Origin of the sequence: Salipiger abyssi (assembly GCF_017311415.1) — a bacterium.
Lineage (GTDB): Bacteria > Pseudomonadota > Alphaproteobacteria > Rhodobacterales > Rhodobacteraceae > Salipiger > Salipiger abyssi_A.
Genome location: NZ_JAEKIS010000009.1, coordinates 110126 through 123430, shown reverse-complemented (window position 1 = coordinate 123430; position 13305 = coordinate 110126). Strand labels below are relative to the sequence as shown.

At 64.5% G+C, this 13305-nt stretch carries 14 protein-coding genes, 1 tRNA gene and 1 pseudogene; 6 read left to right on the top strand and 10 right to left on the bottom strand.

What is annotated here, in order from left to right:
- The first annotated feature begins 156 nt into the window (after positions 1 to 156).
- Positions 157 to 621, top strand: coding sequence for a GatB/YqeY domain-containing protein (locus I6N89_RS14130; RefSeq protein WP_207019082.1), 465 nt, complete (start codon positions 157 to 159; stop codon positions 619 to 621).
- A gap of 60 nt (positions 622 to 681) precedes the next feature.
- Here the strand turns inward: I6N89_RS14130 and I6N89_RS14125 are convergent, their stop codons facing one another.
- The 4 genes from I6N89_RS14125 to ctaD form a co-directional block, all read right to left on the bottom strand.
- A complete protein-coding gene (locus I6N89_RS14125) occupies positions 682 to 1578 on the bottom strand; it encodes a hypothetical protein (RefSeq protein ID WP_207019081.1) in 897 nt (298 codons plus the stop codon).
- Positions 1579 to 1601: 23 nt separating this feature from the next.
- A complete protein-coding gene (locus I6N89_RS14120) occupies positions 1602 to 2099 on the bottom strand; it encodes a DUF2244 domain-containing protein (protein WP_207019080.1) in 498 nt (165 codons plus the stop codon).
- Positions 2100 to 2161: 62 nt separating this feature from the next.
- The gene (locus I6N89_RS14115; RefSeq protein WP_207019079.1) at positions 2162 to 2911 is read right to left on the bottom strand and encodes a metallophosphoesterase family protein; all 750 of its coding nucleotides are present in this window, start codon (positions 2909 to 2911) and stop codon (positions 2162 to 2164) included.
- A 298-nt stretch (positions 2912 to 3209) separates the two neighbouring features.
- On the bottom strand, positions 3210 to 4883 hold the full coding sequence (ctaD, locus tag I6N89_RS14110; protein WP_207019078.1) for a cytochrome c oxidase subunit I: 1674 nt from the start codon (positions 4881 to 4883) through the stop codon (positions 3210 to 3212).
- A 310-nt stretch (positions 4884 to 5193) separates the two neighbouring features.
- Between ctaD and I6N89_RS14105 the strand changes: the two genes are divergently transcribed.
- Both I6N89_RS14105 and I6N89_RS14100 read left to right on the top strand, forming a co-directional pair.
- Complete coding sequence (locus I6N89_RS14105) at positions 5194 to 5391, top strand: hypothetical protein (RefSeq protein ID WP_207019077.1); 198 nt, start codon at positions 5194 to 5196, stop codon at positions 5389 to 5391.
- Positions 5392 to 5549: 158 nt separating this feature from the next.
- Entirely contained in the window at positions 5550 to 6011 is a 462-nt protein-coding gene (locus I6N89_RS14100; protein WP_207019076.1) for a GNAT family N-acetyltransferase, read from the top strand.
- A 12-nt stretch (positions 6012 to 6023) separates the two neighbouring features.
- Here the strand turns inward: I6N89_RS14100 and lipB are convergent, their stop codons facing one another.
- Positions 6024 to 6674 (bottom strand): lipoyl(octanoyl) transferase LipB, encoded by a 651-nt coding sequence (lipB, locus tag I6N89_RS14095; protein WP_207019075.1) that lies wholly within the window; start codon positions 6672 to 6674, stop codon positions 6024 to 6026.
- Between the two features lie 206 nt (positions 6675 to 6880).
- Here lipB and I6N89_RS14090 point away from each other — a divergent pair, with 206 nt between their 5' ends.
- The 3 genes from I6N89_RS14090 to I6N89_RS25490 all read left to right on the top strand — a co-directional run bounded on the left by I6N89_RS14090 (position 6881) and on the right by I6N89_RS25490 (position 9544).
- On the top strand, positions 6881 to 8587 hold the full coding sequence (locus I6N89_RS14090; protein WP_207019074.1) for a peptidoglycan-binding domain-containing protein: 1707 nt from the start codon (positions 6881 to 6883) through the stop codon (positions 8585 to 8587).
- A gap of 151 nt (positions 8588 to 8738) precedes the next feature.
- Positions 8739 to 8825: transfer RNA gene (locus I6N89_RS14085), tRNA-Leu, on the top strand.
- A gap of 260 nt (positions 8826 to 9085) precedes the next feature.
- The gene (locus I6N89_RS25490; protein ID WP_236016634.1) at positions 9086 to 9544 is read left to right on the top strand and encodes a hypothetical protein; all 459 of its coding nucleotides are present in this window, start codon (positions 9086 to 9088) and stop codon (positions 9542 to 9544) included.
- Between the two features lie 19 nt (positions 9545 to 9563).
- On the opposite strand, the pseudogene I6N89_RS25825 reads toward I6N89_RS25490, so the two are convergent.
- The 5 genes and pseudogenes from I6N89_RS25825 to I6N89_RS14060 form a co-directional block, all read right to left on the bottom strand.
- Positions 9564 to 9854 (bottom strand): annotated as a pseudogene (locus I6N89_RS25825) (resolvase); the annotation flags it as partial.
- 148 nt (positions 9855 to 10002) lie between these two features.
- Complete coding sequence (locus I6N89_RS14075; RefSeq protein ID WP_207019072.1) at positions 10003 to 11025, bottom strand: branched-chain amino acid ABC transporter permease; 1023 nt, start codon at positions 11023 to 11025, stop codon at positions 10003 to 10005.
- Between the two features lies 1 nt (position 11026).
- Positions 11027 to 11896, bottom strand: coding sequence for a branched-chain amino acid ABC transporter permease (locus tag I6N89_RS14070; protein WP_207019071.1), 870 nt, complete (start codon positions 11894 to 11896; stop codon positions 11027 to 11029).
- On the bottom strand, positions 11896 to 12570 hold the full coding sequence (locus I6N89_RS14065) for an ABC transporter ATP-binding protein (RefSeq protein ID WP_207019070.1): 675 nt from the start codon (positions 12568 to 12570) through the stop codon (positions 11896 to 11898). Before I6N89_RS14065 ends, I6N89_RS14070 begins: the two co-directional genes overlap by 1 nt.
- Positions 12563 to 13285 carry an ABC transporter ATP-binding protein gene (locus I6N89_RS14060; protein ID WP_207019069.1) on the bottom strand — a complete coding sequence of 241 codons (723 nt, stop codon included), beginning with the start codon at positions 13283 to 13285 and terminating at the stop codon, positions 12563 to 12565. The genes I6N89_RS14065 and I6N89_RS14060 overlap by 8 nt, the downstream gene beginning before the upstream one ends.
- Positions 13286 to 13305: the final 20 nt, after the last annotated feature.

The window sequence follows — 13305 nt, the reverse complement described above, 5'->3', positions numbered from 1 at the left end:
GCCATAGGTAAAACCTGCACGGGGCGGGGTCAAGACTCCGTGAAAAATGTAAAGTACATGAAAATCAATGGGATAACGTGGCGGGAAGCAGAGTTGCGCCGCCGCGGGGCTTTCGGTAGTTTGGACGCTCGGAATGGCTTTGGGGATACCGTTTCAATGGAATTGCGTGAACGCATCTCGGCTGCGACCAAGCAGGCGATGAAGGACAAGGCGGCGGACCGTCTGTCGACACTGCGGCTGATCAATGCCGCCTTCAAGGACCGCGACATCGCGGCACGGGCCGACGGCAGCGACGGGGTCGCCGAGAGCGAGCTGCTGGCGATCCTCGGCAAGATGGTCAAGCAGCGCCGCGAGAGCGCGCGGACCTATGAAGAGGGTGGCCGGCTGGACCTGGCGGAGCGCGAGCTGGCCGAGGTCGAGGTGATCGAGGAGTTTCTACCCAAGCCGCTGAGCGAGAAAGAGATTTCGGCCGCGCTCGACACCGCCGTGGCGGAGGTGGGTGCAAGCTCGATCCGCGATATGGGGCGGGTGATGGGGGTGCTGAAGACGCGCTATCAGGGCCGCATGGATTTCGGCTCGGTCGGACCCATGGTCAAGGACCGGCTGGCGGCCGGCGGCTGAGCGGCGGCAAGATCCTTCGAAGGATCTTGCAAATCTCTTCGAAGAGATTTGTGGCGCGGTTCAGGGGGCGGGGAATTCTCCGGCCGCTTGCGCCCAGTCCAGAGGATCGACCGGGTAGCGCCGCACGAAGCGGCTCTTGAAGCCCACGCGCCCGCGCCGCGCGCCGAAATTTTCGCCGTGATTGAGCACGTAGAGCACCGAAGGGTGGCGCAGCGCGGCAAGCCGCCTGCCCGCGAGTCGGGCGAGATAGGGGAACATGCGGTGCTCATGCGCCGTCATGGCGCGCAGGAAGGCGGCGCTTTGCGGCAGGGCCGGGTCGTGCAGCAGCGCCGCGCAGGAGCCGCAGAGCTTCCATAAGGGTTTGCGCAGCGGATGCCGGGGGCTGCGCGGCCCGGCCAGCGCCACGTCGCGGGTGCCATGATCCATGACATAGCCGGTCTCGGCCAGATAGCCCCGCGCCTGCCGCTCCAGCATCTCGCCCACGCGGCCTTCGCGCAGCAGGTCGTCGGCGTCGAAGCTCATGACATACGCCGGGCCGGTCTGCATCGTGGCGAGATGATCGCAGAGCGCCGCCAGCTTGCGCCACTTGTCGTTGCCAGGGGTCGGGTCGTTGAAGGGCAGCCAGTGCAGCCGTGGGTCGTCGGGCAGGGGCGGGCGTTCCTGACAGCAGATCACCGCCTGCCAGGCGCCCTCCTGCCGGCGGAAGCTTTCGACGGTCTGCGCCAGCCGCGCCGTCACCGCCTGCCAGTCGCTCACGTGATGCGGGCCGACCAGCGGCACGAGGAAGATCACCTGTTCCGCCCGCGGTTGCGCCCGCCCGCGCAGCGCCGCGCGCAGATCCAGTGCCGCCGTCTCCGAGGGAGCGGGCGAGAACGCCCGGGCGAGCCCTGGGCTGAGCGCTGCCGCTGCCAGCAGCGCGGCGCGTTTGAGTTTCGGCGTCGCTTGGGCCTGCGCCATCGCATCATCCTTCAGGGGTGGCGTCAGGGGCGGGTGAGGATCCGCACCCTGTCGCTCAGCTCGGCAAAAAGCGCCTTGCGCTCGTCTTCGCTCAGAAACGCGCCGATCTCAACCTCCCGTCCACCCCCCTGGAGCGTGACATAGAAGGGCACCGGCCCGCCGCGCTCGTGCATCGCAACGCGCACCCAGTAGGTGTTGCTCTCCCAGTCCTGCGCGGGGCCGCGCGGGTTGTGACGAATGAGGCAGGTGCGCTCGGGGCTGAGCGTCAGCACTTCGAGGATGCGCCGGTCGCGGCTGTTGCGCATTATGGCGAACCAGATCCCCGCCACCGCCGCCAGCATGAAGGGCAGAAGCCCCCAGAGCAGCACCGTGCCGATGAGTCCGAAGAAAGGGATCAGCGCCAGCAGGAAGAAGCTGAGGATGAACAGCGAGAACCCGTGCGCCGAGAGCGACTGGTGCGGCCAGAGATGCAGCTCGGCCGCCTGCGGTTCGGCGGTTTTCTGTTCCCAGCGATACGGCATGACGGCGCGAATTTATCAGCTGTGCCGGCGGCGTCTAAGGCAAAGATGCCGCAGGATTGCATTTATTGCGTGAGCCAACCCGTCGCCACCGCCTCTGCCCAATCTTCGCGCCCCCGGGCGCGGGCGAGCGCCGCCATGCGGGTGCTGTCATAAGGCACATGCCGGTGCGTGACCTGCCAGCGCGCGCCCGCGCGGGCGAGCAGGGCATAGCAGGCATCGGGCGTGCCGGTCTGCACGACATGGGGCACCGGATGCGTGTCGGTATAGCCTGGGCAGCCGACGCTGCCCGGGTTGACGATGAGCTGATCCCCCAGCCGCACTGTGCGCGGCAGATGCGTGTGGGCGCAGAGGATGAGCGGCTGCGCGACCGCGCCCAGCCTCTCCGCAACGCTCGGGCGGGGCGCGGGGTGGACATGGCCCTCGGCGCTCACGTCTTCGAGCCAGTAGGTCTGATCGTCCTCCGGCGTGGCATGGCAGAGCAGGGCCTCGTCCAGCTCCAGGCCCACCGGCAGATTGCGCAGCCAGTCGAGCGCCTCGGGCGGGAGATCGTCATGGGCCGCGCGGTCGGAGGGCTGCATCTCCGCAGGGGATTGCTCGATGAGATAGCGGTCGTGATTGCCCCGCACGGTCGGGAAGGCGCGGTCGCGCAGGAGCGCCCAGGTCTCGCCCGCCGCGAGCGGTCCGCTGAACATGTCGCCAAGGTTCAGAATTGTATCGATCCCCTGTGCGTCGATGTCTTGCAGCACCGCACGCAGGGCGTCGGCATTGCCATGGATGTCGGCGAGGACGGCGAAACGGTCGGGCAGAGTCATGGGATGAGTGCAGCCTGTTTTGCGACGGCGCGCAAGGGGGATGGGCCCGCCTGTGGCCGGCGTTGCGGGGAGTATTTGGAGAAAGATGAAGGGACGGGGTTGAGAAAGACGCTGGTCTTGCGCGCCCTTTCTGAAGGGAGAGGGAGAGGGAGAGGGAGAGGGAGAGGGAGAGGGAGAGGGAGAGGGAGAGCCCGGGGCGGATGCGATGCCGGCGGGCGAAGCCGGACGGGCCGCTCTGCCCATGCAAAAAGGCCCCGGCGGGGAGCCGGGGCCTTTTTGGTGGTTTGTCAGGCAGCGCTTAGTGGGCGTGCTGCTTGTCCCAGTCTTCGCGCTTCGGGAGCTGTTCGAACGTGTGCTCCGGCGGCGGCGAGGGCAGGGTCCATTCCAGCGTGTCCGCGTATTCGTTCCACGGGTTCTTCTCGGTGGCGGGTTTGCCCGCGCGCACCGTGTAGATCACGATGCCGAAGAACAGCAGGAACGAGGAGAAGGACAACAGCGCACCCCAGCTCGACACGGCGTTCCAGGTGGCGAAGGCCTCCGGATAGTCGATATAGCGGCGCGGCATGCCCTGACGGCCCAGGAAGTGCTGCGGGAAGAAGGTCAGGTTCACGCCGATGAAGAACATCCAGAAATGCAGCTTGCCGAGCAGTTCCGGATACATCTTGCCGGTCATCTTGGGCATGTAGAAGTAACAGCCCGCAAAGATCGTGAAGGCGGCGCCCATCGACATGGTGTAGTGGAAATGCGCCACGACGTAATAGGTGTCGTGATAGGCGCGGTCCACGCCGGCCTGGCTCAGCACGATGCCGGTCACGCCGCCGACGGTGAACAGGATCAGGAAGCCGATGGCGAAGAGCATCGGCGTCTTGAACTCGATCGAGCCGCCCCACATCGTCGCGATCCAGGAGAAGATCTTCACCCCGGTCGGCACCGCGATCACCATGGTGGCCAGCATGAAGTAACTCTGCTGGGTCAGCGACATGCCCACGGTATACATGTGGTGCGCCCACACCACGAAGCCGAGCGCGCCGATGGCGATGATCGCCCAGACCATCGGCAGGTAGCCGAAGACCGGTTTGCGCGAGAAGGTGGCGATGACGTGGCTGGCGATGCCGAAGCCCGGCAGGATCACGATATACACTTCCGGGTGGCCGAAGAACCACAGGATGTGCTGGTAGAGCACCGGGTCGCCGCCGCCGGCCGGATCGAAGAAGGTCGTGCCGAAGTTACGGTCGGTGAGCAGCATGGTGATGGCGCCCGCCAGAACCGGCAGCGACAGCAGGATCAGCCAGGCGGTGACGAAGACCGACCAGGCGAAGAGCGGCACCTTGAACAGGGTCATGCCGGGGGCACGCATGTTCAGGAAGGTGGTGATGATGTTGATCGCGCCGAGGATCGAGCTGGCGCCCGAGACGTGCACCGCAAAGATCGCCAGGTCGGTCGACATGCCGGCCTCGTTGGTCGAGAGCGGCGGGTAGAGCACCCAGCCGATGCCCGAGCCGAGCTGGCCGTTGCCGCCCGGAGCGAAGACCGAGCAGACCGCGAGCGTGGTGCCGGCGGCATAGAGCCAGTAGCTGAGGTTGTTCAGCCGCGGGAAGGCCATGTCCGGCGCGCCGATCTGCAACGGCATGAAATAGTTGCCGAAACCGCCGAACAGCGCGGGAATCACCACGAAGAACATCATCAGGATGCCGTGGCCGGTGATCATCACGTTCCAGAGATGGCCGTTGGGCGAGCACTCCGCGGTGGAGGTGGGGAACAGCCGCGCCCCTTCCATGCACATGTACTGCACGCCGGGCTCCATGAGCTCCAGTCGCATGTAAACGGTAAAGCACACCGAGATGAGGCCCACGATCGCAGCGGTAATCAGGTAAAGAATCCCGATATCCTTGTGATTCGTGGACATGAACCAGCGGGTAAAGAACCCCCGGTTGTCCTCATGTTCGTGGCCGTGAATGGCGGCGTCTGCCATTGTCTGCCTCCTGTTGATCTCGTCTTGATCGCGTCCCCGGGGGCCGCAAACATGTGCAGACCACCCCTCTTTCCAGTCTCCCTTTTAAAAGGTCGCCACTGGCGCGTCCATATAGCCGTTTGATCTGGATCAAACTTTATTGTCGCACCTTCTTGCATCGGCGCTGCGGCGTCATATCCGGGCCTGGGTCGGGTATTCCCCACCCCGATCCTGCCCCTGCGTCAGGTTTTCCTGACCTGCGCGCGGCGGCGGAACCCGGCACACTCCATCACAACTTCTGTTCATCACCGCTGCCTCCGGGGAAACCGCCATGACCTATTTCACCGACCACAGCCTCGCCGAGCCGTTGTCGCGTCGGCTGGCCCGGCTCTTCGACACGCCCTTCGCCGAGCGCCAGCGCCGGCTTGCCGCCCGGGTGGCGGCGCTGCGGGCGCTCGACGATGGCGAACTGGCAGAGATGGGGCTGCGCCGGGATCAGATCCTCGCGCATGTCTTCGGCGCCCGCTGAGGCCGCAAAGCAATCGAACAGACGCGCCGTCCCGTCCCAAGGCGGCCGCGTTTGCACCCGCGGACGGTTTTGTTCCCACCGCACGCGGGATAGCCTGACCGGGGCGGCCTTCTCCCCAGATCCAGCCGCTCCGGTCAGATTTTTTGCAGGGAGCCCCCATGCAGGACACACCTGTCACCATCGCCCCGGCGGAGCCCGAGGAGCTGGAGGCGATCCGCGCGCTGGTCGACGCGGCCTATCGTCCTTACGTGCCGCGCATGGGGCTGCTGCCCGGCCCGATGCGCGACGATTACGCCGCTCATCTCGCCGCCGGACGTCTGCTGGTGCTGTGCGCGGCGGGGCAGGTCGCGGGCCTCCTCGTGCTGATCGATGCGCCGGATCACCTGCTGCTCGACAATGTGGCCGTCGCGGGGGAGGCGCAGGGCAGGGGCTATGGCCGCCTGCTGATGGATCACGCAGAGTCAGAGGCGCTGCGCCGGGGCTACGACCGGATCTGCCTCTATACCCATGTGACAATGGTCGAGAATATCGCGATCTATGCCAGGCGCGGCTATGAGGAGACACACCGCGCCGAGGTGAACGGGCTGCACCGGGTCTATATGGAAAAGCGGCTGCGATAGCCGCGTCCCCGGTCAGTCGCCAAAGGTCTCGGCAAAGCCGCGCTTTAGCGCCACATCGACATCTGTCATCGTCACCGGCAGGCCGAGATCGACCAGGCTGGTCACGCCGTAATCGGAAATGCCGCAGGGCACGATGCCGGAGAAATGCTCCAGATCCGGCTCCACATTGATCGAGATGCCGTGAAAGCTCACCCATTTGCGCAAGCGGATGCCGATGGCGGCGATCTTGTCCTCGGCCATGCGCCCGTCGGGCAGGCGCGGCCGGTCGGGCCGCTCGACCCAGACGCCGACCCGGCCCTCGCGGATATGGCCGGTGACGTTGAATTCGGCGAGCGCTGCGATGACCCAGGCTTCGAGCTGCTGGACAAAGCGGCGGATGTCGCGCCCACGCTTGTTTAGGTCGAGCATCACATAGACCACGCGCTGGCCCGGCCCGTGATAGGTGTACTGCCCGCCGCGCTTGCTCTCAAAGACCGGGAAGCGGCCCGGGTCGCGCAGGTCTTCACGCCGTGCCGAGGTGCCGGCGGTGTAGAGCGGCGGGTGTTCGAGCAGCCAGATCGCCTCCTCGGCCTCGCCGCGCGCGATCTTGCCGGCGCGGTCCTCCATGAAGGAGACCGCCTCTTCATAGCCGGTCAGGCCGTCGCTGGTGATCCATTCGGTCATGAAAAAGCGGGCTAGGCGCAGTTTCGGAGGGCGTCAAGACCGGGTTTTGGCGCGGGTATTCCCGGCTTGTCGCGAATTGGCGTCAGTGCAAGGTTGACAGAATCGTGATCTGGGGGGACGATTTTTGCCACGGATCGTTTGGTGAGGGCATGGCACGCAGCGCTCATAATCTCCCGGCGCCCATATTTTTATAGAGGAGATTCCCTGTGAAACGTCGTTTCGTAACAGGTTTGCTGACCGCTAGCGTCGCGCTTACCCCGCTTCCCGCCCTTGCCGACAACGCCTTTGTCGGCGGTCTGGTGGGGGGCATCATCGGCAGCGCCATCGCCAACCAGCCGCAGAAGAAGGTCTATCGCGCACCCGCCAAGAAGACCTACAAGAGCAGTTCTGCGAACTCCGCGCAGCGCCAGCAGAATCGCGACACCCAGACCGCGCTGAACTATTTCGGCTTCGACGCGGGTTCGGTAGATGGTGTGATGGGCAGCCGCAGCCGTAGCGCGATCTCTGCCTATCAGGCGCATATGGGCTATTCGCCCACCGGCCAGATCACCCAGTACGAGCGCGATTTCCTAATCGGTTCCTATCATCGCGCCCAGGCGGGCGGGCCGACCACTGCGCAGATGATCGCCTCTTCTCCGATGGGCGTGAAGGGGCTGCTGACGGCCTATCGCGACGAGCAGATGAATGGCAGCGGCAACTTGGCCACCGCCTCCATCGGCGGACATTACGGCCTGCCCAGCGTTGTGGCTGCGGCCGTGAACGAGATCGCCAAGAGCTCCGATCCGACGGCGGAGCAGCTGGTGCAGCGCCACGGTTTCATCCAGCTCGCCGATATCAATGGCGACGGGCGCACCGATTACCTGATCGACACCTCGGTGACCGGCTCGGCCTTCTGGTGCAGCGCGCAGAGTTGCGCGGTGCGGGTCTTCGCCTCGACGCCCGATGGCTACGAGCGCAATGATTTCCAGGCCTTCAACGTGACACCGGCGATGTTCACCTGTCAGCGCGGCACCTGCGCCAAGACCGGCGATGGCGGCACCATGACGGCGGCCTCTCCGGGCATGCCCGCACCGCAGCTGCCGCCGCAGACCCAGATGGCGGCGATGTCCGGGGCAGGGGTGGCACCGCCGGTTGCCTCTGCGCAGCCGGTGGTGCCCTCGACCGCGCCCGTTGCCGCGCAGCCCGCCAGCCCGGCGCTGCCGAATTTCTTCGGCGCGGCCCCGGTGGAGGCCTCGCTCGCGTCGCATTGCAACACAGTCAGCCTCGTGACCTCGACCAATGGCGGCTACATCACCGCCGACACGCTGACTGACCCGGTCGTGGCGATGGACGAGCAGATGTGCCTCACCCGCACCTATGCCATTGCGCGTGGCGAAGAGCTCATGGCGCAGGTGGCCGGCGCGACACCGCAGCAGATCGCCGCGCAATGCGCGAGCTTCGGCGAGCTCCTCAAGGAAAACGTGGCGGCGGTGTCGCTGCAACCGCGCGAAGAGGTGCTGCAAGGCGTCGGACAGTTCCTGCTCTCGACGGGCATGTCGCCGGCGCAGCTGGAAAAAACCGCGCAGATCTGCCTTGCCTCCGGCTACAAGACCGATGATCTCGATACCGCGATGGCTGCGGCGCTGATGCTGGTCTCGCTCGGCCAGGCGCCCTATGCAGAGCTTCTGGGCCATCACCTAAGCCAGGGCTTCGGCGCCAGCAAACGGCTCGATCTCGCGGTCTCTTGGTACGGTCAGGCGCTCGACGCGCTGGACGGTGGTGCTGTGCCGGTCTTTGCGTCCGGACAGCCGGAGCGCGCGGGCTTGCTGCGCAAGGCCTCGCTCATGCTCGGCGGCAATGCCGCGGTGCAGACGGCGCCGGAAGGTATGGTGACAAAGGCGGCGACCCTGCCGGTCTTCACGATCGAGAACTGAGTGCCCGTTGAGGGCGGGCAGGCGGGTGCCGCTGGCGCCCGCCTTTTTGCGTCGATGCACGCGGTGCGCGAAAATCTGATCGGAATGCGATTTCCCTCTTCCCTTCTCCGCGCAGCTTTTGTAGAGAGCGCGTCACCAAGCCAATGGCAGTGCGGTCGTGGCGGAATTGGTAGACGCGCAGCGTTGAGGTCGCTGTGGGGTAACTCCCGTGGAAGTTCGAGTCTTCTCGACCGCACCAAAACAGACTTCCCCTTCCTGAAGGCGCTGTAATGCCTTGAATGTGAAGGAGATTTCCGGGCTTTTAGGCCCTGTTTTCCCGTCATATTTGAGCCGCCCTGCGAAGGCCAGTTTGAGCACCGTCCTGCGTAGGGTGATTTGCTCGGATGCCCAGAGTTTCCAGGGGCCTGCGAGGAATGTCAGGAGAGGTTCTCGTTTTTCCTCGAACGGTCCCACCGGTTCTGTTCGAAGCACCAGATTCTCGGCGACACGCGCCTTGTCATGTTCGAGGCTGGCAATCTTGGTTTCATAGGCCGTGACGACTCTGGCATTTGTCGTTTCGACGACGCGGTCGAGGGGCTTGGCGATTTGTTTGTCGCAATCCGCGATCTGGCGGAGGGCGGCGCCGCGGATGTCTTCGGCCTGGGCGCGGCGCTGGTCCCACGCGTGGCGGAACATGGCCGTGGCCAGGGCGATCAGGTCGCGAGAGGGTTGCAGGGTTTTGATGATCGTTCCGACTTCCTCCTCCAGCCGGTCGCGGGGAATGGATTTGCCATAGCTCGAGCAGGTTTTGGTCTGGCAGAGGTCGTATGGGTAATGGCCGCGGGTGAGGGAGGGGCGCAGCGGCACTTCGCACTCGGCACAGACGATCGTGCCGCGCAGGGCGAAGGCATCGCCGATATTCTTGCGCTTGGGTGCCTTGGCGAAGGGTCTGGACCCTGTCGAAGAGCTCCAGCGTGATCAGCGCCTCATGATGCCCCTTGAACCAGCTGAGGCCGGAATGCGCGCTGGGGATATGGCCGGTATAGATGGGGTGGGTCAGGATGTCGGTGACGCGTTGTTGCGTGACCGTACCTTTCTGGTCGCGCGGAAACGCGGGAAACCCCTCGAAGAAGCGTTTGATTTCGGCCTGGGTCTGGAAGCGGCCAGATGCATAGCCTTCGAAGGCTTCCTGGACAATCGAGGCAAGCGGTTCGTCGCGGACCAGGATCTTGCCGTGGCCCTTCTGGGTGCGATAGGCAGCCCTGTGCACCCAATAGCCGGCCTGCATGCGCGCCTTCATTTTCTGGGCGGCTTGGGGCAGTAAGGCTCCAGACGCGCCATCTGCGCATCGCTCAGCCAGAAGAGATCAGACAGATCACCGCTTTGTTGCCGGACGGTGAATCACGCCTCTCCGCCACAATCAATGGGTCCTGAGCCTAAGCCCGAGGAGAATCCTTTTTACCAAAACGTCTTAGGACACCACCCAGCCCGTGCGGCAGGAATATCACCGAACCGATGACGATCAGCCCCAGCGCGAACAGCCGATAACTGTCGAAACTGCGAAGCACTTCGTTGCCGATAACGACGACACAGACACCGAGCAGCGCCCCGGGAAACCGGCCCATGCCCCCGATGGCGAGCATCACCATCGCCATCAGGAAGAACTCCGTCCCGAGAATGCGCGGCGTCACCACGGCGGTGTAATGTGCATAGAACGCGCCGGCAAAGGCGGTGATGGCAGCCGAGATTGCAAAGGCGGCGATCTGATACCGGCGCCCGTTCACGCCGAGCGCCTCGGAAAAGGCCGGCGCGTCGCGCATCGCCAGAAGCGCCAGGCCGAACCTGCTGCGCAGCACGACGAAATAGATCAGGTAGATGCAGATCACGGCGACGATCAGGGCCATGAGGAACCAGGCCTGTTTGTCGATCGCATAGAACGTTTGGCTGAACAGCGAGATCGGCGGCAGGCCCAGAATACCCGTACTGCCCCCTGTCCCGAGACCCCGTGTCTGTTGCAGGATCGACGGCAGCGCGAGATGCACCGCAAAGGTGAAGAGGGCGACGTATTCCCCCTTGAGGCGGGCGCTTGGAATGGCGATCAGCGCGCCGAAAAGCCCGCCGATCCCGGCGGCGAGCGGGATTGCGGCGAGCGCGGGCAGGCCGCCCGACACCGACAGCATCGCGCTGCCATAGGCGCCGACGGCGAAAAACACGAGTTGAGCGTAGTTGAAGACACCGGCATAGCCGATCAGAAGATCCCACCCCGCGATGACCGCGCTCCAGATGCAGATCAGGATCAGGATGTGGAACACGTAGTTTTCGCCGATCACGAGCCCTGCGGCGAGAAACGCCATCGCGCAGCCGAGAAACGCCAGGCTGTCGCGGAGATAGTGGGCGCCCGTGAACCGCGAGCTCAGGCCGGCGGGTCTGGACCGGCTGTCTTGTATCGGTTTTGTCATCTCAGTTCTCCCATACCCCCAAGAGGCCCTTCGGCCGTGTCATCAGGACGATCATCAGCACGATGAGCCAGGCCGGCATCGCCCAGCCCGGCCCCACGGAGGCAACGACGATGGCCTCCAGAAACGCCAGGATGAACGCCGCGAGCATGGCGCCCCGCGTGCTTCCCAGCCCGCCGAAGACGACGATCACGAAGGCTTTCAGAAAAGGCGACCAGCCGCCGGTGGGCGAAATCTGAAAGACCGGTGCGAGCAGAATGCCCGCCGCCCCGGTCAGCACGACCGACAGGCCGAGGGCCAGACCGAAGACACGGTTCACATTGATCCCGACCTGCGCCGCCGCCTGAAGATCCTGCGACACCGCCTGAACGGATTTTCCCGCCCGCGTGCGCGCCAGGAACAGCTCCAGCAGCACCACGAGCAGGACCGAAATGCCGACAAGCGCAATCTTGTAGAGCGAGACCGTCGTCCCGCCGATGGAGACACCGCCCTCGATAAAGGCGGGAATGGTCTTGGTTTTCGGCCCGAAGAGGAGCTGCAACCCGTTCTCGATCACGAAGGCCAGTCCGAGGGTGACCATGATTGCGTTGATCTGCCAGTTCGCGTGGCGCCGGAGCGGGCGGATGATGCCCGCCTCAAGTGCCACGCCGATACAGAAGAGCAGCGGCAGCGACACGACGAATGCGAGGCCAAAGGACAGGCCCGGGCCGCCATACATCAGAAACCACGCGATATAGCCGCCAAGGGTGTAGAGCGCGCCATGGGCGAAATTGAGAATGCGGGACGTGCCATAGACGAGCGACAGTCCCATCGCGATCACGCAGTAGACAGCACCCTGTGTCGTGCCGCTGATCAGGATTTCGACGATGTTCATCACTGCAACTCCCCGAATGCCGAAAGATCGCCCTCGGCAATCACACCCTCTTCGATCACGTAGCTCCGGCTTATGTGTCCGGTCAGCAGCGCCGCGTTCTGCTCGACCAACAGGATGGTCATCCCGGCCCTGTTCAGGTCGTGGATCGTTTCCATCATCTGCGCCGTCAGGTTCGGCGCGAGCCCGAGAGACGGCTCGTCGATGACCAGAAGATGCGGCTTCGACATGAGCCCGCGCCCCAGCGCAACCATCTGCGCCTCACCCCCGCTGAGATGGCGGCAAAGCTGATGCCGGCGCTCCTCCAGACGCGGATAGAGCGCAAAGACCTGATCGAGCGTCTTTTCGCGGCATTTCCAGGCGCGTGTGTTGAACGCGCCGAGCATGAGGTTGTCGAGCACCGTCATGTCGCGGAACAGCCGCCGGTCTTCGGCGACGTAGACGAGACCGCGCTGCACCAGCTCCGTCGATGCAAGCCGGGTGATGTCGGACCCCTCATAGCGGACAGTCCCGTTCTGGATTGGCAGCAGACCGCACAGGGCTTTCAGCAGGGTGCTCTTGCCATGGCCATTGGCGCCGAGGACGGCGACCATTTCGCCCTTTTCAACCTTCAGCGAAACGTCGTGCAGCACATGAAAGTCGCCATAGCTGACATTGATCCTGTCAACTTCAAGCATCGTGTTTCTTCCCGAGGTAGATTTCGACAACGTGGTCGTCGTTGAGTACGACGGAGGGGCGGTCGAGGCAGACGAACTTGCCGAAATTGATGATCAGAATACGGTCGGCGATCTCGGCAAGCGCGCGGGTCTTGTGCTCGACCATGACGACGGTGACACCGAATGCCTGCCGGCAGCGGTCGATCATCTGCACGAAGCGCTTGATCTCGTCCGCGTTCAGACCGCCAAGCGGCTCGTCCATGAAAACGATCCGCGGGCCCGTCGCGAGGGCGGCGCCGAGCATGATCGCCTTGCGCGTCAGCAGATCCACCGTCCCGGCATCGGCGCCGAGCACATCGCCCAGCCCGGCGATCTCGACAATGGCGTCGAAATCATGCCTGTGGCTGCCGCCAAAACTCCGGCCCACCAGCAGGTTTTCGGCCACGGTCAGCGACGAAATGACCGTTGGAATCTGAAAGGTCATCGCGATGCCCTTGGAGCATCTCGAATGGCGCGGCAGGGCGGTGATGTCCTGCCCGTCGAGCAGCACGCTCCCGGATGTCGGGCAGAGCCCGCCGGTACAGACATTGAGCAGCGTGCTCTTGCCCGCGCCGTTCGGCCCCGCGACGCCGAGCACTTCGCCCGCGTCGATATCGAAAGACAGATCGGACAGGGCCTGGAAGGACCCGAACCGCATTCCGACCTTGTTCAGCGACATGATATGATTTGACGTCATTTGATCCCCTCCGGCAGACA

Excerpts from the sequence above, each read along its gene's own strand:
- I6N89_RS14130 (WP_207019082.1), top strand. The coding sequence starts at position 157 with ATGGAATTGCGTGAACGCATCTCGGCTGCGACCAAGCAGGCGATGAAG.
- I6N89_RS14125 (WP_207019081.1), bottom strand. The coding sequence starts at position 1,578 with ATGGCGCAGGCCCAAGCGACGCCGAAACTCAAACGCGCCGCGCTGCTG.
- I6N89_RS14120 (WP_207019080.1), bottom strand. The coding sequence starts at position 2,099 with ATGCCGTATCGCTGGGAACAGAAAACCGCCGAACCGCAGGCGGCCGAG.
- I6N89_RS14115 (WP_207019079.1), bottom strand. The coding sequence starts at position 2,911 with ATGACTCTGCCCGACCGTTTCGCCGTCCTCGCCGACATCCATGGCAAT.
- ctaD (WP_207019078.1), bottom strand. The coding sequence starts at position 4,883 with ATGGCAGACGCCGCCATTCACGGCCACGAACATGAGGACAACCGGGGG.
- I6N89_RS14105 (WP_207019077.1), top strand. The coding sequence starts at position 5,194 with ATGACCTATTTCACCGACCACAGCCTCGCCGAGCCGTTGTCGCGTCGG.
- I6N89_RS14100 (WP_207019076.1), top strand. The coding sequence starts at position 5,550 with ATGCAGGACACACCTGTCACCATCGCCCCGGCGGAGCCCGAGGAGCTG.
- lipB (WP_207019075.1), bottom strand. The coding sequence starts at position 6,674 with ATGACCGAATGGATCACCAGCGACGGCCTGACCGGCTATGAAGAGGCG.
- I6N89_RS25490 (WP_236016634.1), top strand. The coding sequence starts at position 9,086 with ATGTTCGAGGCTGGCAATCTTGGTTTCATAGGCCGTGACGACTCTGGC.
- I6N89_RS14075 (WP_207019072.1), bottom strand. The coding sequence starts at position 11,025 with ATGACAAAACCGATACAAGACAGCCGGTCCAGACCCGCCGGCCTGAGC.
- I6N89_RS14070 (WP_207019071.1), bottom strand. The coding sequence starts at position 11,896 with ATGAACATCGTCGAAATCCTGATCAGCGGCACGACACAGGGTGCTGTC.
- I6N89_RS14065 (WP_207019070.1), bottom strand. The coding sequence starts at position 12,570 with ATGCTTGAAGTTGACAGGATCAATGTCAGCTATGGCGACTTTCATGTG.
- I6N89_RS14060 (WP_207019069.1), bottom strand. The coding sequence starts at position 13,285 with ATGACGTCAAATCATATCATGTCGCTGAACAAGGTCGGAATGCGGTTC.